General features: G+C 72.3%; 18 protein-coding genes. 9 read left to right on the top strand and 9 right to left on the bottom strand.

Annotated features, from left to right (window positions below; genetic code table 11):
- Positions 1 to 92: 92 nt before the first annotated feature.
- The 5 genes from QLQ12_RS23590 to QLQ12_RS23570 all read right to left on the bottom strand — a co-directional run bounded on the left by QLQ12_RS23590 (position 93) and on the right by QLQ12_RS23570 (position 9,280).
- Positions 93 to 1,274 (bottom strand): VWA domain-containing protein, encoded by a 1,182-nt coding sequence (locus QLQ12_RS23590; protein ID WP_282762527.1) that lies wholly within the window; start codon positions 1,272 to 1,274, stop codon positions 93 to 95.
- An 87-nt stretch (positions 1,275 to 1,361) separates the two neighbouring features.
- Entirely contained in the window at positions 1,362 to 3,641 is a 2,280-nt protein-coding gene (locus QLQ12_RS23585) for a DUF5682 family protein (RefSeq protein ID WP_282762525.1), read from the bottom strand.
- Positions 3,634 to 4,788, bottom strand: coding sequence for an ATP-binding protein (locus tag QLQ12_RS23580; RefSeq protein WP_282762523.1), 1,155 nt, complete (start codon positions 4,786 to 4,788; stop codon positions 3,634 to 3,636). Before QLQ12_RS23580 ends, QLQ12_RS23585 begins: the two co-directional genes overlap by 8 nt.
- Positions 4,785 to 7,727: an SWIM zinc finger family protein gene (locus QLQ12_RS23575; RefSeq protein WP_282762521.1), complete on the bottom strand. Its 2,943-nt coding sequence runs from the start codon at positions 7,725 to 7,727 to the stop codon at positions 4,785 to 4,787. The genes QLQ12_RS23580 and QLQ12_RS23575 overlap by 4 nt, the downstream gene beginning before the upstream one ends.
- Positions 7,728 to 8,011: 284 nt before the next feature.
- Positions 8,012 to 9,280 carry a DMT family transporter gene (locus QLQ12_RS23570; RefSeq protein ID WP_282762519.1) on the bottom strand — a complete coding sequence of 423 codons (1,269 nt, stop codon included), beginning with the start codon at positions 9,278 to 9,280 and terminating at the stop codon, positions 8,012 to 8,014.
- 52 nt (positions 9,281 to 9,332) lie between these two features.
- On the opposite strand from QLQ12_RS23570, the gene QLQ12_RS23565 reads away from it, so the two are divergent.
- From QLQ12_RS23565 to QLQ12_RS23555, 3 genes are read left to right on the top strand one after another with little or no spacing between them, the layout of a single operon-like run.
- Positions 9,333 to 9,824: a MarR family winged helix-turn-helix transcriptional regulator gene (locus tag QLQ12_RS23565; protein ID WP_407651541.1), complete on the top strand. Its 492-nt coding sequence runs from the start codon at positions 9,333 to 9,335 to the stop codon at positions 9,822 to 9,824.
- 10 nt (positions 9,825 to 9,834) lie between these two features.
- Positions 9,835 to 10,530 carry an AAA family ATPase gene (locus QLQ12_RS23560; protein ID WP_282762605.1) on the top strand — a complete coding sequence of 232 codons (696 nt, stop codon included), beginning with the start codon at positions 9,835 to 9,837 and terminating at the stop codon, positions 10,528 to 10,530.
- A 35-nt stretch (positions 10,531 to 10,565) separates the two neighbouring features.
- Complete coding sequence (locus QLQ12_RS23555) at positions 10,566 to 11,009, top strand: AAA family ATPase (protein ID WP_328518302.1); 444 nt, start codon at positions 10,566 to 10,568, stop codon at positions 11,007 to 11,009.
- Between the two features lie 256 nt (positions 11,010 to 11,265).
- On the opposite strand, the gene QLQ12_RS23550 is transcribed toward QLQ12_RS23555, so the two are convergent.
- Positions 11,266 to 12,270 carry a glutathione S-transferase family protein gene (locus tag QLQ12_RS23550; RefSeq protein ID WP_282762515.1) on the bottom strand — a complete coding sequence of 335 codons (1,005 nt, stop codon included), beginning with the start codon at positions 12,268 to 12,270 and terminating at the stop codon, positions 11,266 to 11,268.
- Between the two features lie 600 nt (positions 12,271 to 12,870).
- Here QLQ12_RS23550 and QLQ12_RS23545 point away from each other — a divergent pair.
- From QLQ12_RS23545 to QLQ12_RS23535, 3 genes are read left to right on the top strand one after another with little or no spacing between them, the layout of a single operon-like run.
- On the top strand, positions 12,871 to 13,560 hold the full coding sequence (locus QLQ12_RS23545; protein WP_282762513.1) for a response regulator transcription factor: 690 nt from the start codon (positions 12,871 to 12,873) through the stop codon (positions 13,558 to 13,560).
- Complete coding sequence (locus QLQ12_RS23540; RefSeq protein ID WP_282762511.1) at positions 13,553 to 14,908, top strand: sensor histidine kinase; 1,356 nt, start codon at positions 13,553 to 13,555, stop codon at positions 14,906 to 14,908. The genes QLQ12_RS23545 and QLQ12_RS23540 overlap by 8 nt, the downstream gene beginning before the upstream one ends.
- Positions 14,909 to 14,943: 35 nt before the next feature.
- Positions 14,944 to 15,444 carry a hypothetical protein gene (locus QLQ12_RS23535; protein ID WP_282762509.1) on the top strand — a complete coding sequence of 167 codons (501 nt, stop codon included), beginning with the start codon at positions 14,944 to 14,946 and terminating at the stop codon, positions 15,442 to 15,444.
- A gap of 2 nt (positions 15,445 to 15,446) precedes the next feature.
- On the opposite strand, the gene QLQ12_RS23530 is transcribed toward QLQ12_RS23535, so the two are convergent.
- The gene (locus QLQ12_RS23530; RefSeq protein ID WP_282762507.1) at positions 15,447 to 16,217 is read right to left on the bottom strand and encodes a DUF5995 family protein; all 771 of its coding nucleotides are present in this window, start codon (positions 16,215 to 16,217) and stop codon (positions 15,447 to 15,449) included.
- Positions 16,218 to 16,392: 175 nt separating this feature from the next.
- Entirely contained in the window at positions 16,393 to 19,203 is a 2,811-nt protein-coding gene (locus QLQ12_RS23525) for an ATP-binding protein (RefSeq protein WP_282762505.1), read from the bottom strand.
- Positions 19,204 to 19,378: 175 nt separating this feature from the next.
- Here QLQ12_RS23525 and QLQ12_RS23520 point away from each other — a divergent pair, with 175 nt between their 5' ends.
- From QLQ12_RS23520 to QLQ12_RS23510, 3 genes are all read left to right on the top strand, one after another.
- The gene (locus tag QLQ12_RS23520) at positions 19,379 to 19,987 is read left to right on the top strand and encodes an adenylate/guanylate cyclase domain-containing protein (RefSeq protein WP_282762503.1); all 609 of its coding nucleotides are present in this window, start codon (positions 19,379 to 19,381) and stop codon (positions 19,985 to 19,987) included.
- Positions 19,988 to 20,125: 138 nt separating this feature from the next.
- A complete protein-coding gene (locus QLQ12_RS23515) occupies positions 20,126 to 22,183 on the top strand; it encodes a DNA gyrase/topoisomerase IV subunit B (protein WP_282762501.1) in 2,058 nt (685 codons plus the stop codon).
- Between the two features lie 14 nt (positions 22,184 to 22,197).
- Positions 22,198 to 24,717 (top strand): DNA gyrase/topoisomerase IV subunit A, encoded by a 2,520-nt coding sequence (locus tag QLQ12_RS23510; RefSeq protein ID WP_282762499.1) that lies wholly within the window; start codon positions 22,198 to 22,200, stop codon positions 24,715 to 24,717.
- A gap of 46 nt (positions 24,718 to 24,763) precedes the next feature.
- Here QLQ12_RS23510 and QLQ12_RS23505 read toward each other — a convergent pair whose 3' ends face one another.
- Complete coding sequence (locus tag QLQ12_RS23505) at positions 24,764 to 25,813, bottom strand: hypothetical protein (RefSeq protein ID WP_282762497.1); 1,050 nt, start codon at positions 25,811 to 25,813, stop codon at positions 24,764 to 24,766.
- Positions 25,814 to 25,915 lie beyond the last annotated feature (102 nt).

Here is a 25,915-nt window from a genome sequence, read left to right as displayed (position 1 = left end):
AGTTACATCCGAGCGGTATGCAAGCCCTCCTCCGAACCGGTCCCACAGGCCCCGGTTCCGTCGACCGGGACGGGCCACGGCGATCGGGCAGGTCAGGCGCCGGAGCCCTGATCGGCGCTGCGTTCGGCGAAGGCGCGCAGATCACGGCGCTCGATCGCCGCGGCCATCAGATCGGGGAACGCGTCCGGAGTGCAGGCGAACGCGGGCACACCGAGCGCCGCGAGCGCTGCCGCGTTCTCGTGGTCGAAGGCGGGCGCGCCCTCGTCGGAGAGCGCGAGCAGCGCCACGACCTGCACCCCCGCGGCCGTCATCTCCGCGACCCGGCGCAGCATCTCCTCCCGGGCCCCGCCCTCGTACAGATCGCTGATCAGCACGAAGATGCTGTCCCGCGGCCTGGTGATCAGCTGCTGGGAGTAGGCGATCGCCCGGTTGATGTCCGTCCCGCCGCCGAGCTGGGTGCCGAACAGCACCTCCACCGGATCGGCGAGCTGATCGGTCAGGTCCACGACCGCGGTGTCGAAGACGACCAGCGACGTGCGCAGCGACCGCATCGACGCCAGCACCGCGGCGAACACCCCGGAGAACACCACCGAGGCGGCCATCGAGCCGGACTGGTCGACGCAGAGCACCACGTCCCGCTGGATCGCGGTGCTGCGCCGGCCGTACCCGACCAGCCGCTCCGGGATCACCGTCCGGTGTTCCGGCACGTAGTGCTTGAGGTTCGCGCGAATGGTCCGGTCCCAGTCGATGTCGGCGTGCCGGGGCCGGCTGATCCGGGCGGCCCGGTTCAGCGCGCCACTCACCGCCGCCCTGGTCTGCTGCGCGATCCGCCGCTCCAACTCGTCGACGACGGTCCGCACCACCTGCCGTGCCGCCTCCCGGGCGGTGTCCGGCATGACCCGGTTCAGGGAGAGCAGCGTGCCGACCAGATGCACGTCGGGTTCCACCGCGGCGAGCATCTCGGGCTCCAGCAGCAGGCGGGTCAGATCGAGCCGCTCGATGGCGTCGGCCTGCATCACCTGGACCACCGTGCTCGGGAAGTACTCCCGGATGTCGCCGAGCCAGCGCGCCACCTTCGGCGCCGAACCGCCCAGCCCGGCGGACCGCCCGGCCGGCCGCTCGTCCGGCGGCCCGGCGTCGTAGAGCGCGGCCAGCGCGGCGTCCATCGCCCCGTCCCGCCCCTCGGCCTGACCGAGCGCCTCGGCGGCCTCGCCGCCGAGGACCAGGCGCCACCGCCGCAGCCGCTCCCGCGTTGCCTCGTTCTCGCTGGTCACAATGCCTCCGACTCGAATCTCACCGGTGAGTTCACGGGACTGCTTGCACGGGACTGCTTTCATGGGACGGTTTTCACGGGACCGTCTTTACGGGACCGTCTTCACGGGACTGCTTTCCCGGATCGCTTTCATAGGGCGGCCGAGCAGGGCGCTCAACGTCGGCAGCGGAGCGGAGGCCCGGTCCACGTCGATCGCGGTGCTGGACCCGGCCGCGTCCGCCCGGCCCCCGGCCACCCGCTCGCCGATGGCCCGCCGCTCCCCGGCGTCGAAGCCGCCGAACGTGCGTCGCAGCAGCGGCAGCACGTTGTCGAACGCGTCCGCCGGGATGTCCGCCAGCCAGTCGTCCACCAGCGACAACAGCGCCTCGTCATGCACGAGCAGCAGCCCGCCGCCGGACAGGAAGCCCTCCACCCAGGCCGCCGCGTGCGCCGGGGGCGTGCCGACGGTCAGCGGCAGCCGGAGCCGCCGGCGAACCTCGGCGCCGTCCAGCCGGCCGGCGTCCAGCAGCAACCGCGTCAGCCGACCGGCGGGAAGACCGTGCAGACCGGAACGCGACGCCAGCGACTCGATCGTGCCGAGCCAGCGCTCCCGCGATGACTCGTCGGCGAGCAGGCCGACGGCCTGGTGCACGCCGTCCATGCCGTCCCGCAGGTGCCGCGCCGCCTCGTCGGAGAGCGAGCCGGCGGCGGACGGCAGGGCCGCGCAGACCCGGCTCAGCAGACTCGCGGTCACCGTCGCCAGCCCGGCGACGTCGGTCCGGCGCACATCGCCGTACCGCAGCGTGCGGGCCAGCGCGGGAATCGCCGCCATCAGGTGATGCACGTCGGCGTCGAGCGCGCCACGGGTGTCCAGGGCGGCGAGCACCGGTGGGTAGGCCTCGGCCAGGTCGGCGAGCAGGCAGACCTCCACCAGTGCGGTGACCTCGGCCAGGGTGCCGGCGTCCTGGGCGCGGCGGGTCACCCGGGCGGCCGCGGCGGACACCACGGTCGTGCCCCACATGCCGCCCTCGACCAGGCGGACCGCGAACTCGGGCTGCCACGCCAGCCGCCACTGCTCACGGAACGTGCCGGTGCCGCGCTGGGTGGCGGCCCGCTCACCCCACGGCACGCCGAGAACGCCGAGGCGATGCAGCAGGCGGCTGCGCCGCAGGTCGTTCTCCTGCCGCAGGTCCAGGTCGAGAGCGCGTTCCCCGGCCTCCGGCCGGAGCCGCAACGAGCGCTGCTGGACGGCCAGATCCCGGGCCAGCGGCACGGCCGGCATGTCGTCCGGCACCGCGCCGAGACGCTCCCCGACGACCAGGCGACGGGCGATCAACTCGGACCGCAGCGGCTCGCCGTCACACATCACCGCCTCGGCGGCCTCGGTCACCTCGGCCAGCCCGGCGAGCGGGCGGCCGCGCAGCGTCGCCAGGGACTCGGCGAGGCGCACGGCCTCGATCACATGCGCCGACGACGTGGGTACGCCCTCCGCGCGCAACACCCCGGCCGCGTCGACCAGCCACCGCGCCACCACGTCGTCGACCGACGTGAACAGGTGGTGGTACCAGCCGGGGGACCGCACCCCGGCCCCGTACCCGGACCAGGACGCCAGCCGCCCATATGTCCACGGCACCCAGGTGAACGCCACCTTCCCCTTACGCCGGCCCCTGAGCAGCGCGGTGTCGTCCTTCACCGGCACTTTCCGGGTCAGCGCCGGCACGTGCCAGGCTCCACAGACCACGGCGATCTCCTCGTGCCGCCGCCGCTCCTCCCGCAGCACGGTCCGCATGTACGCCTCGCGCAGCAGGTCGTCGGGGTCCTCCGGCGCGGTTTCCCGGATCGCCGTCATCGCCTCGGCGATCGCCTCGAACACCGGCGCCCCGCGATGCTCGACGACGTCCTCCCACCATCGCTCCGGATCGTCGTATCCGGCCGCCGCGGCCAGTTCTCCGATCGGGTCCACCGGCCGCACCGGGCGAGGCGCCCCGCCGCCCGCCTCGCCCCCGCCCGCCTCGGCCCCACCCAGGTCATCCGCGACGGGTGATGCGACGGCCGGGCCGGCGGCCGGCTCCGGGGCGACGCGGTATGCGTACGGAAGGTCGAAGAAGCGGACCCGCACCCCGTGCTCGACCGCCCACCGGATCGCCTGCCACTCCGGGGAGAAGACCGCGAACGGCCAGAACGCGGCCCGCCCCGGATCGTCCACCGCATAGCCGAGCAGCGCGACCGGCGGTTCCAGGCCACCGTCCGCCACCCACCGAACCAACTCGTCGGCCTCCGGCGGCCCCTCGACGAGCAGCACCTCCGGCGGATGGGCGGCCAGCGCGCGCACCACCGCCCGCGCCGAACCGGGCCCGTGATGCCGGACCCCGTAGATCCGCTCAGGCATCGCGCGCGGCCCGGTAGAAGTCGAGCCACCCGGACCGCTCCCGCACCACCGTCTCCAGGTATTCCCGCCAGACGACCCCGTCGGAGACCGGGTCCTTGATGACCGCGCCGGCGATGCCCGAGGCCACGTCGGCGGGGTGCAGCGTGCCGTCACCGAAGTGGGCGGCCAGCGCCATCCCGTTCGTGATCACCGAGATGGCCTCGGCGGTGGAGAGGGTCCCGGTCGGCGACTTCAGCTTGGTCCGCCTGTCCTCGGTCATCCCGGACCGCAGCTCCCGGAAGATCGTCACCACCCGGCGGATCTCCTCCAGCGCCGCCGGCACCTCGGGCAGTTCCAGGGCCCGGCCGAGCTGGGCCACCCGCCGCGCGACGATCTCCACCTCGTCGTCGGCGCTGGCCGGCATCGGCAGCACCACCGTGTTGAACCGGCGGCGCAGGGCGCTGGACAGCTCGTTGACCCCGCGGTCCCGGTCGTTGGCGGTGGCGATCAGGTTGAATCCGCGCACCGCCTGCACCTCGGTGCCGAGCTCGGGCACCGGCAGGGTCTTCTCGGACAGGATGGTGATCAGGGCGTCCTGCACGTCGGACGGCACCCGGGTCAGCTCCTCCAGCCGGGCGATCGCACCGGTGCGCATGGCGCGCATGATCGGGCTCGGCACCAGGGCGGCGGCGGTCGGGCCCTCGGCGAGCAGACGGGCGTAGTTCCAGCCGTACCGGATGGCCTCCTCGGCGGTGCCGGCGGTGCCCTGCACCAGCAGCGTCGAGTCGCCGGAGACGGCCGCCGCCAGGTGTTCGGACACCCATGTCTTCGCGGTGCCGGGGACGCCGAGCAGCAGCAGCGCCCGGTCGGTGGCGAGCGTGGAGACGGCCACCTCCATGAGGCGGCGGGGGCCCACATACTTCGGGGTGATCTTCGCGCCGTCGCCGAGCAGATAGGTGACGACGGCCTGCGGCGACAGTTTCCAGCCCGGCGGGCGGGGCCGGTCGTCGGCGGCGGCGAGCAGGGCCAGCTCCTCGGCGTACTGGTCCTCGGCGTGCGGTCGCAGAGCGGTCGCTGAACTCTCCTCGACGTGACGAGGCCGGGACTGCGTGTCGCTGGCCGACGGCATCGCACCGTCGGGCTCGGTGCCGGGCTGAAAAGCGTTCAACGGAGCTCCTGAAGCATCTCGTGTCGGAAGGTGAGGGTGCGGGCCAGCTCGGTCACCGGCCGCACCCTGGTCGGGTCGACGATCTGATCGAGCCGGGCGGCGAGGCGCCCGGCCAGGTCGGCATAGTCCGGCGGCATCGCGAGGCCGGCCGCCCGGCAGAGTTCGCCGAGCTGCCAGGTGTGCCGGTCGGTACGCGCACGCTGCTCCACCGACTCCAGGACGGCGACCGACAGACCGTCCGGCCACGGCCCCGGATGCAGTGCCAGCAGCCGCTGGGCGGAGCCGTCCTCGGAGCGCAGCGCCTCGGCGGCGAGCCGGGCCAGCCGGTCCGGTGGCAGCACCAGGTGCAGGTCCCACCGGACCGCCTCGCGCAGGATGCCGCTGTCGACGGCGAGCAACGCCGACGCCCATGACGCGTCCCGCTGCAGAACCGCCGCCTTGGCCCAGCCGTGCAGCAGGGGGTTCGCCCAGTCGTGGCCGCGGGCCGCGGCGAGCCAGCCGGCCGGGTCGAGGCCGGTCCACGTGTCGAGCGGTGTGCCGGCGACGACCTCTTCCAGCAGCCAGGCGCCCACCCCGATGCCGCGGATCGGTGTGGCGCCGACGCCGTCGCGGCGCAGGTCCCGGTCGAGTTCGGTGGGCGGTTCGACGGTCAGCCGGCCGGAGCCGTCGAGGCGGACCGCGGCGTGCGCCCGGGTCGCCATCCGCCGGCCGAGCTCGGCGCCGGGCAGGTGGCGCAGCAGGTCGAGGGCGACCTCACGGACTTCCTTGCGGCGGTCGTCGAGGGCGCGCTCCAGCAGCGGTTCGTCCTGCGGTGACAGGCCGGCGCCGAACGTGCCGAGGAACCGGGCACGGGTCTCCGAGGACTCCTCGGCCCAGGTGCTCTCCAGCAGCTCACGTGCGGCACCGGGGTCGGTGTGCCGCAGCGCGGCCAGGTGGCCGAGGCGTTCGGCGGTGCTCGCGGTCGCCCAGTCACCGGCGAGGGCGGGCGCCGCCTCGGTGAGCAGCCAGCGCCAGTCGGCGCGCTGCCCGGCGAGCCAGGCGCCGCGCCGGCCGGCCACCCGGGCCAGCTCGGGCCGGACCGAGGTGTTGCGGCGTCCGGCGTCCAGCAGACCGGGAAGGATCGCCGGGGGGACGATGCCGCCCCGGGCCGCCGCCGCGGTCAGCCACTGAGCCAGCAGTTCCTGCTCGTGGTGGCCGCCGCCGGGCGCGCCGCCGTCGAGTATCCGGGCCAGCCGCGCCGAGGCGGCTGCCGGCAGCGGGCCGTCGGTCTCGGCGGGCGCCGCCGGCAGCGGTTCATGCCCGGTTGCCGGCTCCACCCCGGCCCGTCGGCAGGTCAGCGCGACAGCCGCCGCCTCCAGCAACGCCGCAGCCGGCGACTCGACCGCTTCCCCGGGAACGAAAGCCGCGCCGGCCGCGGGCACCGGAGCGGCGGCAGGGTTGGTGGGAGCGGGAGTCGCGGCAGGCGTGGGCCCGGGAGCGGCGGCAGGGTCAGCGGCAAGGACCGCGGCGGGCCGGGACGCCGCCCCGGCATCGGACCCCAGATCAATGCTCAACGAACCGACCCGCACCGACCGCCCGGCCCACGGCCGCCGCCCGGTCCCGACCAGTGCCGCCGTCAACAGCTCCGGCGGGAGCTCGGCTTCGCGGCGCGACCCGGGATCGGGCGCCGGCGGCCCGGCCGGCATGAACGCCCCGTCCACCCAGGCGGCCAGCGGCCGCAACCCGTTCGGCGACCACTCCGCCGCGACCGTCGCGGGCGTCGCCCCGGCCGCCGCGAGCAGCCACCACGGCTCCCGATGGCCCGGGGCCAGTGGCAGCGCGGAGCCCTCGGCGTCCACCAGGTGGCCGCCGGCCGCGGGAGTCACGTCAGACAGGAGCATCGGAGCGTCGAACCGCCAGGGCTCAGCGGCCAGAAGTGCGGCCGACCGCGAGAGAGCGGCCCGGATGGTCCCGGCGCCGGCGGGCGAGCCGAACGGCGAAGCCGCGGAGGTCTGGTCGGCGACGAGCGCCCGCAGCGGGGCCGCGCCCGGATAGAAGCAGAGAGCGCCGCGGAACTCGGTGCCCGGCACGGGGTCGGGCGGCAGCGGCTGGCCGGGCGCGGCGAACGACAGGAGCAGCGCGAACCGCCCGCTGCCGGAGCCGTGCAACCAGGTCCGCCGGCTGGTCAGAGCGCCGTCGTCGGACTCCACCTGGCCGAGGACCTGCCATCGGTCGGTCACCTGGGGGCCGGCCAAGACCTCCTCGGTCGTGGTCGGGAAGCCGATGCGGGACCGGACGGTGGCCGCCAGCGCCGGATCGAGCGTGTCGAGCCGGGAGTGGCCGGAGACGAGCAGCCGCAGCAGGGCCAGCTCGCCGAGGAGCCGGTCGGCCCAGTGGGGGCCGATGCCCGCGACGCCGCCGAGCCGTCGCACCGCCCCGGCCACCCCGGGCGCCTGTGCGTCGACCAGCCGGGCCGCCATCGCCTCGAACGCCTGTGGCCCGGACCGCCCGGCGGCGGCCAGCCCCTGCTCGATCTGGTCGTCGAGCCAGCGCCGCAACTCGGCCATGCCGCCGGCGACCCGGTCGGCGCGGCCCTGGGCCCGTTTCGCCGCGGCCACCGGGTCGGGCACCGAGGCCCTGGCCTTGGCCCGGGCGGCACGGGAGGTCTGCCAGCCGGTGGCGAACGGTGGCGCCGGATGGTCGCCGGCCCCGGAGGAGGACCAGTGCAGCAGCAGGCCGAGCACGTGCTTGCAGGGAATCTTGCGACTGGGGCAGGAGCATGTGAACGCCGGCCCGGCCAGATCGGCGGCGACCTGATAGCCCCGGCAGAGTCCCCAGAGGACGTCGCCGGTCAGGCCGGTGGCGGTGAACTGGCCGGTGACGCCGCGCGCGTTGCGCAGCGAGCCGGGGTCGGGCGCGAGCGCCTCGACCTGAGCGGTGGACCATCGTTCAACGGGCACGTCAAAGACCCTAGGCCCGGGGTACGACGTTTTCCGCCCCCCGCGAGCGGCACAATGGAGGCATGCGGGTGATCGTGTTCGGCGCCACCGGGATGGTCGGCCAGGGCGTCCTGCGCGAGTGCCTGCTCGCTCCGGACGTGACCGGCGTGCTGGTGGTGACCCGCGGCCCGACCGGTGTCCAGCACCCGAAACTGCGCGAGGTGACGCTCGCCGACTTCACCGATCTCACCCCGGTCGAGGGCGACCTCGGCGGTTACGACGCCTGCTTCTACTGTCTGGGCGTGTCATCGGTGGGGATGGACGAGGCGGCCTACACCCGCGTGTCCTACGACTTCCCGCTCGCCGCGGCCCGCGCCCTGGCCCCGCTCAACCCGGACGTGACCTTCGTCTACGTCTCCGGCGAGGGCACCGACGCGCACAGCCGGCTGATGTGGTCGCGGGTCAAGGCCCGCACCGAGCGCGAGGTCATGGACCTCTTCCGCAACGGTTACGCGTTCCGCCCCGGCTTCATCCAGCCGACTCACGGGGTCCGCTCGAAGACCGGCTGGCACAACACCGCTTACACGCTGCTCGCGCCGCTGGTCCCGATGATCCGCCGGGTCGCGCCGCGCTTCGTCACCACCACCGGCGAGGTGGGCCGGGCCATGCTGCGGGCGGCCCGCACCGGTTTTCCGAGCCGGGTGGTCACCACGGCCGACATGCGATGACTGGCCCCACAACACCGCGCCGAACGCGATGGCCATGCCGGCCAGCTGCACCGGCGTCAGCGCCTGGCCGAGAGCGGCCCAGCCGGCCACCGTCGCGGTGAGCGGGGCGAGCAGGCTGAGCAGCGACACCCGGGTGGCCGGCAGCAGTTCCAGCCCGCGGAACCAGAGCGTGTAGGCCAGGGCCGTCCCGATCAGCGACAGGTAGGCGTACCCCGCGAGGTTTGTCATGGACAGTGCGGGCGGCGGGCCCTCCGCCAGGAGGGTGACCGGGACCAGCAGCAGACCTCCCGCCGTGAGCTGCCAGCCGGTGGCGGTGAGCAGCGAGACCGCGGGACGCCCCCAGCGTTTGGTGAGCACCAGGCCGACCGCCATGGTGCCGGCGCCGGCGAGGCCGGCGACAACCCCGACCGGGTCGAGGTGGGCGGCGCTGGTCAGCACGGCGAGGGCTACGCCCGTCGCGCCGATCAACCCCGCCAGCACGGTACGCAGAGAGACGCGCTCCGCCAGCAGGAGCACGCTGAGCCCGGCGACCAGCAGCGGCTGCACCGCCCCGAGCACGGCCGCCATGCCGCCCGGCAGCCGGTAGGCGGTCACGAAGAGCAGCGCGAAGAAGATCCCGATGTTGAGCGCCCCGAGCACCGCGGACTTCCACCACCAGGCGCCGCGGGGCAGCTCCCGGGTGATCGCGAGCAGGGCCAGCCCGGCGGGCAGCGCCCGCAGCAGCCCGCTGAGCAGCGGGCGCCCGGGTGGCAGGAACTCGGTCGTCACCGCATAGGTCGTTCCCCACAGCATCGGGGTGATCGCCGTGATCAGCAGGACCCGCATCGGCGCCATCTCCCTCGACATCAAGTATCTCGACGCAAAGATAAACTTGTTCGAGAAGCTTGTCATCAAGAGAATGGGGAACGTGACCGACGACATCGACCGGATCCTCGGCCAGTGGGCCCGCGAGCGTCCCGACCTCGACACCGAGGCGATGGGCGTCTTCGGCCGCATCTTCCGCCTGTCGAAACTGGCCGGCGACGCCACCGAGCGCGCCTACGCGCGGTTCGGCATCGCCCGGGCCGAGTTCGACGTCCTCGCCACGCTCCGCCGGTCCGGCGACCCGTTCCAGCTCTCGCCGGGCGCCCTCGCCGCGTCGATGATGCTCAGCACCGGCGGCACCACCGCCCGCCTCGACCGCCTGGAGCGAGCCGGTCTCGTCGCCCGCTCCCCGGACCCCCACGACCGGCGCGGCATCCTGGTCCGCCTCACCCCGCAGGGTCACGCCCTCGCCGACGAGGCGGTGACCGCCGGCCTCGCCGAACAGCAGCGCCTGCTGTCCCACCTTCCGCCGGAGCGGGCGGCCCAGCTCACCACCCTGTTACGAGACCTCCTGAACGGGCTTTGAGTGCCATCTCCTGGCCGGGGTCTTCGGGGCGAACGCCACCGGCAAGAGCAACGTGCTCCGGGCGATGCATGACATGCGCCTGCATGTCATCCAGTCCCTCCGGTTCGGCAACCCCACCGGCGGTGTCACCCGGCGGCCCTACCTGCTGGATCCGTCCACACGGTCCGCACCGTCCCGCTTCGAGATCGACATCGTCCTCAACGGCGTCCGCCATGAGTACGGATTCGTCCTGGACGACACGCGGATCGTGGAGGAGTGGGCGTACCGCCATCCACGCGGTCGTCCCGCGCTGCTGTTTCATCGTCGCGGCGATGTTGTCGATCTGGGCTCGGTGGAACGGGCCAAGGGCCGGGCCATCGTCGAGTTGCTGCGCCCGAATGCGCTGTTCCTGTCCACCGCTGCCTCGGCGAACCATGCCGCGCTCCTGCCGCTCTACGCGTGGTTCGAGCGGAACCTGTTGATCGCCGAGGCAGGCAGCCGTCAATTCCGGCAGGCCCTGACCGCACAGCTTCTGGACGATCCCGCCTCGCGTGACCGAGTCCTCGCGTTCCTGAAGGCGGCGGGCCTCGGCGTCACCGGTGCCCAGCAGATCGAGCCGGATCCGGTCACGCGGGAACGGATGCAACGGGCCGTACGCATCATCCTCGGTCAGGAGGAAGAGTCCGAGCAGACCGCCGACAGCGCCGGCGTCGCGTCGTTCGGGTGATGCTCACCCATCGCGGAGCCGATGCGGATGTCGCCATGAGCGTTGACGACGAATCGCGGGGGACACTGGTCTGGTTCGGATTGGCAGGCCCGGTACTCACCGCGCTCGCGGAGGGTTCCGTGCTGCTCGCCCATGAACTGGACGCCAGTCTTCACCCGGCCCTGGTCGTCGAACTGGTCCGGCTCTTCCAGGACCCCGCCACCAATCCCGCCCGCGCGCAGCTGATCTTCAATTCGCACGACGCTGCTCTGCTCGGTGAACCGGGCACCGTCTCTCCCCTTGGCCGGGACCAGGTGTGGTTCACGGAGAAACGGGACGACGGCGGTTCCCGCCTCTACGGATTGGCCGATCTGGCGCCGCGCAAGGAGGAGGCGATCGGTCGTCGATACCTGGCCGGACGGTACGGTGCGGTGCCCATCCTGTCGCGGCAGCAATTCGCCGACGCGGTGCGCCCCGCGACCGCCGAGCACAGCCGGTGAGGTGCTCGGGACCACCTGTCCGGCACGTGACCGCCAAAGCTCAGCGGCGCGAGATCCTCGCCTTCGTCGAAGGCCGCGAGACGGAGGAACGCTATCTGACCTACTGGGGCGAGGCGGCATCGAGACCGCGTCCTGGTCACGATCGATCCGTTTCGCGACGGGCCCCTTCAACTGGTCGAGCACGCGGTGGCCGCGAAGAAGCGCGACGAACGCGACGCCAAACGGGGCCGGTGGACCTGATTCGCGGAACCTGAAGTCACCCGGCACGGTGGGCGGCGGGGACGGTTTCGGCCGGTGACGGCGGGGGCGGGGGAGTGCCGTCGCCGAAGGGGCGGCCGCCCAGCCGCTCGCGGCCGTGCGGCGTCAGCCAGCCGCTGAGGTCCGGGCCCACCGGGACGACGCCGGTCGGGTTGATGTCGCGGTGCACCTCGTAGTAGTGCCGTTTGATGTGCACGAAGTCGATCGTGTCGCCGAATCCGGGCGTCTGGAAGAGGTCGCGCGCATAGGCCCACAGCACCGGCATCTCGTTGAGTTTCTGCCGGTTGCACTTGAAATGGCCGTGATAGACGGCGTCGAACCGGGCGAGCGTCGTGAACAGCCGCACGTCGGCCTCGGTAATCGTGTCGCCGACCAGGTAACGCTGTCCCTCCAGCCGTGCGGAGAGCCAGTCGAGGCGGTTGAACAAACGCTCGAACGCCTTCTCGTAGGCCTCCTGTGAGCCGGCGAAACCAGCCCGGTAGACGCCGTTGTTCACGTCTTTGAAGACGACCTCGTTGACGTCGTCGATCTCGCCCCGCAGGGTCTCCGGATACAGCTGCGGCGCCCCGGGCCGGTGAAATCGCGTCCACTCCAGCGACAGATCGATGGTGATCTGCGGGAAGTCGTTGGTGACGACCTTTCCGGTGGGCACGTCGACGAGGGCGGGAACGGTGATCCCCTTGTCGTAGTCGGGAAAGCGGGCCAGGAAGGCCTCCTGGAGCCGTTCGATTCCCAGCACCGGATCGCGACCCTCCGGGTCCAGGTCGAAGGACCAGCTCCGTTCGTCGTGCGTCGGCCCGGCGATGCCCATCGACAGGGCGTCCTCCAGCCCGAGGAGCCGCCGCACGATGATCGACCGGTTCGCCCACGGGCACGCCCGGCTGACCACCAGCCGATATCGCCCGGCCTCGACCGGGAAGCCGTCCCGCCCGTCCGCGGTGATCCGGGTGGCGATGTACCGCTGGTCGCGGGTGAACTCCCCCGCCGGATTCACGTAGGTCATGCGGTCAATCCTTCCCCGCTTCGGGTCCGCCTCACCTCAAAACCTGAAACCGCTTCTCCGGTACGCCGTGGGCCGCCCCACCGAAATCCACGCCTCCCGTGGCGGTCCCCGCGAGGCCCGGCCCGCTCACGGCCGCGGCGCGCCCACCGGGCTGCTGCGCGGAGACGGCCCGGGGCGCGCGGCGAAGGTACGGCTGGGCTGAGACGGCGCGGGGTGTGTGGCGACCGCACGGGCGGGGGCTAAGACGGCGGGGGTGACGGCGCGGGCGCGGTCACGGCTCGGGCGCGGGGACGGCGCCAGGTGGGCGAGGCATCCCCCCGTGTTCGACGCCTCGCCCGGCACGTGGCGGTCAGATGCGCGTGTGGACTCGCGGGTGACCGCGCCCGCGGGCCTGGCGCTTTCGCCTTTATAGCACGCGACGAAAGCGCTTCCAGAGCGTTCGTGGGAGCGCGCCCGGCCGCCGCCGGCCGCTGCTCGCCACCCGAGAACCGTCGATGTCCGGCGAACCGGTGGGACACGCACGGGTCACCCGGTCGAGTTGGGTGGCGCTCTTACGTTCTCCGAACATCACCGGGCGCGGCACGGCGGCATGATGGGGCGGTGACGGACGCGCCGGGCAGGGGACTGGTCCTCGTGGTCGAGGACGAACGGCCGATCGCCGACCTGGTCCGCCTCTATCTGAGCCGGGAGGGCTTCGGCGTGCAGGTCGAGCACGACGGGACGGCCGGGCTGGCCGCCGCCCGCCGGCTGCGCCCGGTCGCGTGCATCCTCGACATCGCGCTGCCGGGCCTTCCCGGCACCGAGATCTGCCGCCTCCTGCGCGCCGACGGCGACTGGACCCCGGTGGTCTTCCTGACCGCCCGCGACGACGAGGTCGACCGGATCCTCGGGCTGGAGCTGGGCGGCGACGATTACGTGACGAAGCCGTTCAGTCCCCGCGAGCTGGTGACGCGGGTCAAGGCGCTGCTGCGCCGGGCCGCGGTCTCCGCCGAACCCGATCGGGCCCGCGTCCTCGGTCCTCTGGCTCTCGATCCCGGGCGCCGGGCCGTCACCCTGGACGGGCGCCCGCTGACCCTGACGGCCACCGAGTTCGACCTGCTCGCGCATCTGCTGGGCCGTCCGGGCCGGGTCTTCACCCGGGAGGAGCTGCTGGCCGCGGTCTGGGGCTACGCCTCGCACGCCGGCACCCGCACCGTCGACGTGCACGTGGCACAGGTGCGGGCCAAGCTCGGGGCGGCGGCCTCGCTGATCCGCACCGTCCGCGGCGTCGGATACACCGCCGATGCGTGACTTCTTCCGTACGCTGACCGGCCGCACCGTCCTGGTGACCGCCGCGACCGCCGTGGTCGCCGTGATCGTGACCGCCCTGGTGGCGGTCCCGTTCGCGATCCGTTCGGTGAACACCCAGATCCGGGCCGAGCTGGTGGACAAGACCGTTCTCGCGGTCGAGCTGCTCACCGATGAGCGGCCGGCGGCGCGGGCCCGGATCGCCGAGCGGCTGCGCGCCGAGGACGTGGAGATCTACCTGATCAGGAACGGCCGCGTGGACCGTGCCGGGCTTCCGCCACGGGTCGTGCGGCAGGTGATCGCGGGGGAGACGGTCGATCTTCGGGCCCAGGTCGGCGGCCGTCGGTCGTTCGTCGCCGGCCGCCCGCTGCCCGGCGTCTCCAGCGGCGTCGTGCTGACCAGGAAGGAGGCGACCGGCACCGCGATGCGCGTCCTCAGCGGTGTCTGGATCGCCCTGCTCGCCGGCCTGTCCGGCGGCATCCTGGCCGGCGCCCTGCTGGCCCGTTTCGTGGCTGGGCCGATCAGGTTGGCCGCGGCCGCCGCCGGCCGTCTCTCCGCCGGGGACCGGTCGGTGCGGATCGCCCGGCACGGCCCCGCCGAGGCGGTCCGGCTCGCCGACTCGTTCAACGAGCTGGCGACGGCCCTGCAGACCAGCGAAGGCCGCGAGCGGGACTTCCTGCTGTCGGTCTCGCACGAGTTGCGTACGCCGTTGGCCACCATCCGCGGCTACGCCGAGGCCCTCGCCGACCGGGTGATCACCGACGGCGACGTGGCCCCGGCCGGCTCGACCATGCTCGCCGAGGCGCAACGTCTGGACCGGCTGATCTCCGACCTGCTGGTGCTCTCCCGCCTGGAGGCCGCCGACCTGCCGCTCGACGTCACCGAGGTGGACCTGGCCGAGCTCGTCCGGGAGGCGGGCCGGGCGTGGGAGGCCCGGTGCGCCGCCGACGGCCCGGCCCTGTCGGTGGAGGCGCCGGACGACCCGGTGACCGTGCACACCGACCCGGGCCGCATCCGTCAGGTGCTCGACGGTCTCTGCGAGAACGCGCTGCGGGTGGTTCCGGCCGGTGCGCCACTGGTCCTGGCGGTCCGGGCCGGCGAGGAGAGCGGGATCCTGCAGGTGCGCGACGGCGGCCCCGGATTCACCGACGACGACCTGGCCGTCGCGTTCGAGCGGGGCGAGCTGAACCGGCGCTATCGCGGCGTGCGCAAGGTCGGCAGTGGTCTCGGCCTGGCTCTCGCCGCCCGGCTGGTGACCCGGCTCGGCGGCCGGATCAGCGCCGCCCACGCGCCCGAGGGCGGCGCGATGTTCACCGTCGAGCTTCCTTACCGAACTCGAACATCGGCCTGACCCGGCTCGATCGCCGCGGGCTCAGGATCGCTCGTATGACTCGTACACCGAAGGCTCTGATCCTGTCCCTCGCTCTGGCTCTGGCCGTGACCGGATGCGGCGCCGCACCGGCCGGCGACGTCGCCGCGGAGGCCGTGGCCCTGGAGAGCGTCGCTCTGGAGGCCGTGGGCTACACCACGGCCGACACCGGCGAAGAGGCCGCCGGCACCGGCGCGGAGACGGCCGCCAGGCCGCGCCTGGTGCGCAAGCTGCTGCGAAAGAACACGCTGCACGGTGAGGTGGTGGTGCGTGGCCGCGACGGAGTGGACCGCACCGTGGTCGTGCAGCGTGGCGAGGTGACCGCCGCGGACGCCTCGGGGTTCACCGTCAAATCGTCCGACGGCTTCGAGCTGACCTGGGCGTACGGCGAGAAGTCGCGTGTCGTCCAGGACCGCGAGAAGGCCGAACGGAGCGCCGTGAAGATCGGCGTGAAGGTCGGCGCCGGCGGGGTCCGCGAGGGTACGGCCGTCACGGCCCGCCTGGTCGTCGTCGGCTGAGGCTACTGAAGAAAACCGCCGAACGGTGACAGCAGCAACTTGCCGAGGCCGGTGGCGGTGTTGTCGAGCCGCCGCCGTTCCTTGTCGAGCGCGATCATGTCGTGCCGGATCGCCCAGATCTTCTGCGCGTTGCGCCAGGCGACATTGCGGGTGTACTCCACCATCTCGCCCTGCCACCAGTCGTCCAGGTCGCCGTTCATCGTGTCGATGAGCAGCTGCCAACGGTCCAGGTAACCCCGGCGCAGACCCGGGATCTCCTCGGCGAAGATGTCGTTGACCTGCAGGTAGTCGTGGTGCTGGTCGCTGCCGTCGACCGGGTCGCTGCCCAGGTGGTCGAACGTGGTGACCAGGGCGAACGGCAGATCGAAGTTGATGTGCGCGTTCACCCCCGCGACCGCCGAGGGGAGGGCGCGCGCGTCCGGGCCGGGGACCCGGCAGAACAGGCCGGCCCACACGCCCGGGCACGCCGGACTCGCCTCGGTCCAGTACCGCAGAGCGTCGAAGTAGCGCGCCGCGAACTCGACGTCGAGGCGCGCCAGGAACGCCGGGTCCTTGAACTTGCCGGCGTAGAGACGCTCCAGCACGTTCTCGGTGATGGTCAGATAGAGCTTGTTGAAGTCGGCCAGCGGGTTGCCGTGCAGCAGAGGCGGCACGCGACACAGGGCATCCTGGAGCTTTGCCAGCTGGTCGACAACACCGGGCACGTCGTCGGGGTGCCGTTGCAGGATGTCGGACATCTCCTGCTGAACGGGGCCCCAGATGGGCTGGGTCATCGGATCCTCCGTCGGTGATGCAAATACTGCGGAGGGCCCTCAGCACCGCCCGGCGAAACAGGTCGCCGGGCGGTGCTCCCCCGTGAAAGCCACACTTCCACCGGGGCTCCGCGACCGGATCGGTAGAACGACGTATTCCGCGTACGTATGTAACGGCGGAATAACGATCGCCTGGTCACGCCGCTGTCAGGTACACGCGGCTGGCCTGTACGCGACTGCGTACCTGGAGCTTGTCGAAGATATGTCCTAAATGAACGCCGACGGTGCGCTCGCTGATGAACAGCAACTCACCGATCTCCCGGTTCGTCAGACCCTCGGCGACGGCCGCCAGCACCTCGCGCTCCCGGCCGGTCAGCGCGGACAGCTCGTCCGCCGTCCGGTCCGGCGCGACCATCGGCACCGTCTGCGCGTCGTCGGCCAGCGCGACCCGGAACCGCTGGGCCACCCCCACGATCTCGTTGGCGAACGGGCGGGCGCCCATGGCGGTCGCCGTCGCGTACGCCTGGCGGAGCCCGTTGATCGCGGCGGCCCGGCGGACCTTGCGCTGCAGGGAGGCCTCGGCGTGCCGGAGGCGCGCATAGGCCGCCGGGTACGGCTGCTGGCGCCGGTCCCAGATCGAGGCCGCCCGCGCCCACGGCTCGGGATCGTGGCGGTCCTCGACCCGGCTCAGCTCCGCGGTGCACAGGTCCAGGTAGCCGTCGACCACCGCCCGGACCGCGGGCGGCGCGTCCACCACTCCCTTGACCAGGCGGTCCATCACCATCCGCAGGCGGCGGATCGCGCCCGGGTCGACCGGCTGGCCGGCCACGTGCGCCTCCGCCTCGGCGCGCAGGCCGTGCCAGGCCAGCACCCCGAGCAGAACCAGGTCGTCGGAACGGGTCTCGGTCACGCCCCGCTGCACCGCCGCCCGGGCGTCGGCGTGCTCGCCCTGCCACATCGCCAGGCCGGCCCGCAGCGTCAGCATCGGCAGCACGTGCCGGGCGCCGCCACCGGCCAGCAGGGTCGCCACCGCGTCCAGGTCACGGCGGGCGTTGTCGACCTCGCCGAAACCCACCCACAGGCGGCAGCGGGCCAGCAGCAGCTCCACCGCGTCGGCGCCGGACGGGCGGTTGCGCATCGCGGTGTCGAGCACCTGATCGGCCTCGGCCCACTGACCGATCCGGAACAGGCCGTTCGCCGCGATGGCCAGCAGCCGGGTCTGATAGGTGCGGCCGACACCCAGCGAGGCGAGCCGGTCGGCGCCGCGGCGGGCCACCAGCACGCCTTCCTCGATGCTGTTCAGCGGGCCGGTCAGCAGCTCGGCCAGGTGCAGGTAGGCGACGCCCAGGTCGTCCGGGTGGCCGGACCGCTCGGCGATCTCCACGGCGTGCCGGATGACGGCCAGGCCGGCGTCCGGGTCCTCGCGGAAGGCGGCGCTGAAACCCAGCGCGGCGCTGGCCCGGACCAGGTCGGTGGTCGCCCCGTTCACCGCGGCCAGTTCCAGGGCCTCGCGGGCGTGCTGGTTGGCGTCGGCGTACCGGCCCAGGTGCAGCAGCAGCTCGGCCAGGTAGGCGGCCGCCGAGGCGCGCCGCCGCGGGGTGCAGTCGGGCGCCTCCAGGGCGCGCTGGTACTCCACCTCGGCGGTCGCCGAGCGGCCGGCCGCCGCCAGGTAACGGGCCCGGCGCAGATGCACGTCGGACTGGCCGGGCGCGTCCGGCCGGCCGGCCAGCTCCTCCAGCCGGGCCAGCGCCAGCAGATGCTCACCGCACTGGTGGGCCGACTCGGCGGCGTGGCCCAGCAGCTCGGTGCGGCGCGGGTCGGTCTCGGTGGACAGTTGCAGCGCGATCGTCCAGTACCGGTGGGCCTCGGCGAAGCCGTACATCCGCTCGGCGGCGCGGGCCGCGGCCACCACCGGGGCCAGCGCGCGGTCCGGTTCGCCGGCCCGCTGCCAGTGGAAGGCCAGGCGGGCGTTGTCCGGCTCGCCGTCGGCCGACTCCAGGGCCTCCGCGTACCGGCGGTGCAGGGAGGCGGCCTCGGCCGGCAGCACCTCCTGTTCCAAGACCTCGGCGACCAGGCGGTGCCGCAGCTTGTAACCGTCGCGGTCGCTGGCCACGAAACGGTGGGTGACGGCCGCCCGGACCGCCTCGATCAGCTGCTCCTCGGGCAGCGGCACGACCCGGCCCAGCACGGCGTGCTCGACCGGCTCCACACCGGCCGCGATGGCGTGCACCACGGTGTGCGCGTTCGGTGGCAGCTCGTCCACCCGGGACAGGAAGATCTCGCGCAGCGTGTCGGAGAGCTCGACCCGGCCGTCGCGCAGGTCACGGGCCAGTTCCTCGGCCACGAACGGGTTGCCGCCACTGCGCTTGAAGACCCGGTCGGCGTCTTCCAGGGCCACGGTCTTGCCGACGATGGCCGCCACCAGCTCGCGCGTCTGGTCCTGGTTGAGCGGGGCCAGGTCGACGACCCGCACCGAGCGCAGCCGGCGCAGCTCGGCCAGGACCCGGCGCAGCGGGTGGGTGCCGTGCAGGGCCTCCGCCCGGATCGCGGCGAGCACCGAGACCCGCACGTCACCCAGGCCGGCGAGCAGATAGAGCAGGAGCTGGCGGGTGCTGCGGTCGGCCCACTGCAGGTCGTCGAGGACGAGCAGGAGCTGCTGGTCCCCGGCGATGGCGCGCAGGTCGCGCGACACCCGCTCGAGCAGGGCGCCGGCATCGTCGGCTGCCGCGGCCGGGGCGCCGCCGTCCTGGCGGCGCAACGCCTGGAGCACCGGGTGCAGTGGCGATGCGTCACCGATGTCGAGGCACGTGCCGAACAGCACTGAGAAGCCCGTTCCGCGCAGGGCGTCGGCGGTCTCACGCAGCAGCCGGCTCTTGCCGACGCCGCTCTCCCCGGTCACGAACACCGCGGCCGTTCCACCGGGGCCGACGTTGCGCAGGTTGGACTGTATGTCGGTCAGCGTGCCGGTGCGCCCGACAAGCGGCCCGTCGTCCCCCTGTCTGGCCATGCCCGGCAGCCTAATCCGTATCGGCCTATGGGGTTGTCGGCGGTTCGGACTGTTCTGCGTCACAAAAACGACGGAATTCGATGCGCCCAGAGATACGTCGTTCTGCGGATCCGCGGCTGCGCCAGTGCTGGCACCGTACTCCCGGTCAACGCAGTGATCTGGGGGAGCGTGAGACATGACCGCTGTCACGAGTGCCGTCCAGGAGCGGCGTCAGACCGTAACCGTGCTGTTCATCGACATCGTCGGCTTCACCACGATGGTGGACCGGCTGGACTGTGCGGAGGTTCGCGCGCTGCAGAAGGACTACTTCTCGGCCGTCGCCGAGGTGGTCCGGGAGCACGGCGGCATCGTCGAGAAGTACGTCGGCGATGCGGTGATGGCGGTGTTCGGCGCCGCGGAGAACGGGTTCGGCCCCCAGGCCGCCGCCGCCGCGGTGCAGGCGGGCCTGTCGGTCCAGGAGGCGTTGAGGGGGCGGCTCCTGGCCGGCAGGTTCGGAGTCCGGACCCGCGTGGGGCTGGCCACCGGGGAGGTGATCGTGGACCCGATGGCGGCGTTCGACGGCGGTTACGCGATGATCAGTGGCAGCGTGGTGAGCACGGCCGCACGGCTCCAGGCCTACGCGCCGCACGGCACCGTGGTGGTCTGCTCGGCCACCCGCGAGGTGACCGACGCGCTCATCGCTTACCAGGAACTGCCGCCGGTGTCGGTTCCGGGCAAGTCCTACCCGCTGGACCTCTGGCGGGCACTGCAGCCGCAGGCCGCGCCGCTGGCGACTGTGTCTTAGACTACTTTTTCGGGCAGATTATCCCGATTTTGGATACGGCATGGTCTAGACCTGCCTCGCCTGGGGCAGAAGTGTCGGAGGGGCCGGGTAGGCTCGCGCCGTCCTTGACCACCATGGCCGATCGGGAGATGCCGCCTCGTGACCGCACAGCCAGAGACCTTGTATGGGGCTGACGACCTCACGCACCTGGAAGGGCTGGACGCTGTCCGGAAACGCCCAGGCATGTACATCGGGTCCACGGACAGCCGGGGCATCAACCACCTGGCCAACGAGATCATCGACAACTGCACGGACGAGGGCGTCGGTGGCCACGCCACCCGCATCGCCATCACCCTGCACAGCGACGGCTCGGTCCAGGTCGACGACGACGGCCGGGGCATCCCGACCGACGTGCACGCCAAGTCCGGCATCAGCGGTGTCGAGCTGGTGCTGACCCGGCTGCACGCCGGCGGCAAGTTCGGCGGCTCCGGCTACAAGACCTCCGGCGGCCTGCACGGTGTCGGCGCGTCCGCGGTCAACGCCCTGTCGCTGCGTTTCGACGTCACCGTCAAGCGTGACGGCAAGGTCCACGAGATCTCGTTCCAGCGTGGCGTGCCCGGCGTCTTCGACGGCTCCGGTCCGGACGCGCCGTTCACCCCCCAGCCCGGCCTGCGGGTCGCCCGGCGGATGAAGCGCGGCGAGCCCACCGGCACCGCCATCCGGTACTGGTACGACGCCCGCTACTTCGAGACCGGCGCCCGGCTCGACGTCGACGCCGTCCGGACCAAGCTGCGCAACACCGCCTTCCTGGTCCCCGGCGTGCAGTACTCGCTCTTCGACGCGACCGCCGAGGAGCCGGCCACCGAGCAGTTCCACTACCCCAACGGCCTCACCGACATGGTGGAGTTCCTCACCCCGGCCTCGGACAAGCCGGTCTCCGGCGTCCTGATGGTCACCGGCGAGGGCACCTACAAGGAGAACGCCGCCGACGCCAACGGCGTCATGCAGTCCAACGTCGTCCGGCACGCCCAGATCGAGGTCGCCTTCCGCTGGGGCACCGGTTACGAGCGCACCGTCGAGTGCTTCACCAACACCATCCGCAACATGCACGGCGGCACCCACCGCAAGGGATTCGAGCGCGCTCTGGTCCGGGCGCTGACCGAGGCCATCCGCAACGCCCGCGGCCTGCTCAAGCCCAAGGAGGAGCCGCCCGTCCTGGACGACCTCCTGGAGGGCATGACCGCGGTCATCCACGTCCGGGTGCCGGAGCCGCAGTTCACCTCGCAGACCAAGGACGAGCTGTCCACCGCCGGGGTCGCCCGCGTGATGCAGACGCTCGTCGAGACCTACCTGAAAGAGTGGGTCGACGGCCGCCGCACCAAGACCGAGGCCCGCACCGTCCTGCAGAAAGTGGTGGACGCGGCCCGCGTCCGCCTCACCCAGAAACAGCAGAAGGACGCGGCCCGCCGCAAGACCGCCCTGGAGGGCGCGTCGATGCCGGCCAAACTGGTCGACTGCCGGGCCATCGGCATCGACCGTTCCGAGCTGTTCATCGTCGAGGGTGACTCCGCGCTCGGCACCGCCCGGATGGCCCGCTCCTCCGAATACCAGGCGCTCCTGCCGATCCGCGGCAAGATCCTCAACGTGCAGAAGGCGAGCCTCCAGCAGGTCCTCGACAACGCCGAGTGCTCGGCGATCGTCCAGGTCCTCGGCGCCGGCTCGGGCCGCACCTTCGACATCGGCTCGATGCGGTACGGCCGCGTCATGATCATGGCGGACGCCGACGTCGACGGCTCGCACATCCGGACGCTGCTGATCACCCTCTTCGCGAAGTACATGCGGCCGGTGATCGAGCACGGCCGCCTCTTCGCCGCCATGCCCCCGCTCCACAAGGTGGTCGTCAAGGGCCGCAACGCCGAGACCCTCTACACCTACACCCAGCAGGAGATGGAGAACACCGTCTCCCGTCTCGAGCGTGGTGGCCGGCAGGTGCAGAAACCGGTGCCCCGATTCAAGGGCCTCGGCGAGATGGACGCCGACGAGCTGTGGGACACCACGATGAACCCGGCCGAGCGGACCGTCCGGCGGATCACCATCGAGGATGCCGAAAAAGCCGAGGCCACCCTCGAACTGCTCATGGGTGAGCGGGTCGAACCCCGGAAGAACTGGTTGATCGAGGCCGCCGGCCGGATCGACCAAGAGACGATCGACGCCTGAGAGGTCCGCTACCAATGGCACGCCGAAAATCCGAGAAGCGCGTCGACCTTTCCGCTTTCGACCAGGCCGGCGCCCGGGTCATCGACAACCCGCTCACCACCGAGGTGGAGGACTCCTACCTGGAGTACGCCTACTCGGTGATCCACTCACGGGCGCTGCCGGACGCCCGCGACGGGCTCAAGCCGGTTCACCGACGGATCCTCTGGTCGATGTCCGAGCAGAACCAGCGGCCGGACCGCCCCTACGTGAAGTCGGCCCGCGTGGTCGGCGACGTGATGGGTAAGTACCACCCGCACGGTGACGTCGCGATCTATGACGCCCTGGTCCGGCTCGCCCAGGACTTCTCCCTCAACACCCCGCTCATCGACGGGCACGGCAACTTCGGCTCCCCCGACGACGGCCCGGCCGCCGCCCGGTACACCGAAGCCCGCATGTCCCGCGAGGCGATGCTGCTGGTCGGCGAGCTGGGTGAGGGCACGGTCGACTTCAAGCCCACCTATGACGGCTCCGAACAGGAGCCCAAGGTGCTGCCCGCGGCCTTCCCCAACCTGCTGGTCAACGGCACGTCCGGCATCGCGGTCGGCATGGCGACCAACATGATCCCGCACAACCTGGGCGAGGTCGTCGCCGCCGCCCGGCATCTGATCAAGAAGCCGGAGGCCGGCCTCGACGAGCTGATGCGCTTCGTGCCCGGCCCCGACCTGCCGACCGGCGGGCAGCTGCTCGGCCTCGACGAGGTCCGCCGGGCCTACGAGACCGGCCGTGGCGTGGTCCGCGTCCGGGCCCGCGCCGAGACCGGCCTGCTGGAGGGCGGTCGCGGCCGGCAGGCGATCACGGTCACCGAGCTGCCCTACGGCGTCGGCGCCGAGAAGATCATCGAGGCGATCACCGACGAGGTGAAGGGCAAGGTGATCACCTCCGGCCCGCGGCGCGGCCAGCGCCAGGCGGCCCGTCTGGTGGGCATCGCCGACGTCAAGGACCTCACCGACCGCGAGCACGGCACCCGCCTCGTCATCGAGTGCAAGGTCGGCGTCAACCCGCAGGCCCTGCTCGCCGACCTCTACCGCCTCACCCCGCTGGAGAGCTCGTTCGGCATCAACAATCTGGTGCTGGTCGAGGGGCAGCCGCGCACCCTCGGGCTCAAGGCGCTGCTCGAGGTCTTCGTGCAGCACCGCTACGAGGTGGTCACCCGGCGCACGACGTACCGGCGGACCAAGCGCGAGGACCGGCTGCACCTGGTCGACGGCCTGCTCATCGCCCTCATCGACATCGACCGCGTGGTCGCGCTGATCCGCGCCAGCGACGACGCGGCCGCCGCCAAGGCCGGCCTGATGAGTGAATTCGGGCTCTCCGACATCCAGGCCACCTACATCCTCGACACCCCGCTGCGGCGGCTCACCCGGTTCGACCGGATCGAGCTGGAAGCCGAGCAGGACAGGCTGCGCGGCGAGATCGCCGAACTGAGCCGCATCCTCGACGACGAGAACGTCCTCAAGAAGGTCGTCTCCGACGAGCTGGCCGCGGTCGCCAAGGACTTCGGCGCGGCCCGCCGCACCACGCTCATCGACGGTGACCTCAAAGAGGTCCTAGCCGCGTCGGTGCCGGCCGGCCCGCTCGAGGTCGCCGACGACCCCTGCCAGGTCATCCTCTCGGCCAGTGGGCTGATCGCCCGGACCGCGGCCGAGAGCGAGGAGTCCACCGAGGCGCGCAAGCGCAGCGGCCGGGGCAAACACGACGCCGTCCGCGCGGTCATCCACTCCACCGCCCGCGGGCGCATCCTGCTGATCACCAACCGTGGGCGGGCGTTCAAGACCGACGTCCTGACGCTGCCGGTGCTGCCCGAGCAGTCCGGCACGGTGTCGCTGCGCGGCGGCATGTCCGCGTCCGAGGTGGTGCCGCTGCACAAGGGCGAGACCGTGGTCGGCATGGCGCCGCTCACCCCGGGCGACTCACCGGGCATCGCGATGGGCACCCGGATGGGCATCATCAAGGTGTGCGCGCCGGAGTGGCCGGTGCGGTCCGACGAGTTCGAGGTGATCACCCTCAAGGAGGGTGACGAGGTGCTCCAGGCGACCTGGCTCACCGACGGCTCCGAGTCGCTGGTCTTCGTCACCTCCGACGCGAACCTGCTGCGGTTCCCCGCCAAGCTGGTGCGGCCGCAGGGCCTCAAGGGCGGTGGCATGGCCGGTGTCAACCTCGCCGCCGACGCCGAGGTGATCTCGTTCAACGCGGTCCTCACCTCCGACCACGAGCACGGCGAGCCGATGGTGGTGACCTCCACCGGCACCCAGGTGAAGGTCTCGCCGTTCGCCTCCTACCCGGCCAAGGGCCGGGCCACCGGCGGCGTCCGCGTGCAGCGATTCCTCCGGGGGGAGACGCGCCTGGAGATCGCCTGGGTCGGTCCCCGCCCGGTGGGGGCCAGCAGCACCGGCGACCCGGTCGAGCTCCCCGAGCCGGACGCGCGCCGCGACGGTTCCGGCAACGCGGTCATCATGGGCCCCCAGCTCATCGGCCACCTGATCGAGCGCGACTGACGTCTCCGGCGAGGCCGTACCCCGGTGCGGCCTCGCCGGAACCACCTCAGGGTGTGGTGACGGTGTGCTCCCGGGCTTGGTGACGGTCCCACGAGCTCAGGCGCCGGCCGGCCAGCACCAGCAGGCCGAGCGCGGCGATGGCGATCATGCCGCCGCCGACATGGTCGAGGACGGTTCGAGGCCCGGATTCGGGCTCCATGACCATGCCCAGCCAGGCGTAGGTGCCGACTGCGCCGCCGACGAGCGCGAGCCGATGGACGGGCCCCCAGCCGGTGCCGCGTGACCACCTCCGCACCAGGGCGGAGAAGGCGGCGAGCAGGAACAGGCACCCGGCCACCTCGGTCCATCCGGGCAGCGACTCGGTGAGCATGAACAGGCTGGAGGCGACCAGCGACGAGGCGCCGGCGATCCACGGACGAGGGGCCGCGCCCCGGTCGGCGGCCGCCACGGGGTCCCGGACCAGGAAGGCCGCGGCGATCAGTCCCGCGATGACCACGGCCGTGCCGGTCAACTGTGGCACCGAGGCGATGAACTTGGTCTCGGTGTAGACCATGCGACACAGCACGGCCGAGCCGGCGACGAACACGACGGCGGTGACGGCCGTGCCGATGGCGCCGAGCCACGGTGTGGTCCGCCGGTGCGGGACGAGAGCCTCGACGATCGTGATGGGGATGTAGATGCTCCACACCGCGTGCATGGCGACCACGATGATCGTCAGCCAGGCGTCCACACCCAGCGCGGTGATGACGGTGTCGCTGGACTCGGCCTGACCGGCGAAGTAGGAGTGGTTGAACAGCATCTGGTCGACCAGTCCCTCTTCGAACAGCGCGTAGGCGACACCGAGTGTCAGCATCGCCACGGATCCGCGGCCGAATCGGCGGGCGATCTCGCGCAGGAGCAGGGCGCCGGCGCCGTACAGCGTCGCGAGGATGGGGAGCAGGGCGAGCTCGGAGAACTTCTGGTTGCCGAGCAGGTACTCGCCGAACAGGGGAGCGAGGAAGAACAATCCGATCGCCGGAGCGATCCGGCGCAGGGTCTTCCCCCGCCGCCCGGGTCGCGGGAGCGATGCCGACCGGTCTCTGGCGGTTTCGGTCATGGCTCGACGCTATGAACCGGCTCGGATGCGCGCGTCAGCCCACGGTAGATGTCGCGCCGGTCCCAGGTAGATGTTTGTCGATACCAAAGTCGACGGCATCGG

This window comes from Actinoplanes sandaracinus (assembly GCF_030009775.1).
In the GTDB taxonomy this organism is placed as follows: Bacteria; Actinomycetota; Actinomycetes; order Mycobacteriales; family Micromonosporaceae; genus Actinoplanes; species Actinoplanes sandaracinus.
This window is presented reverse-complemented; position numbering and strand designations above follow the sequence as displayed.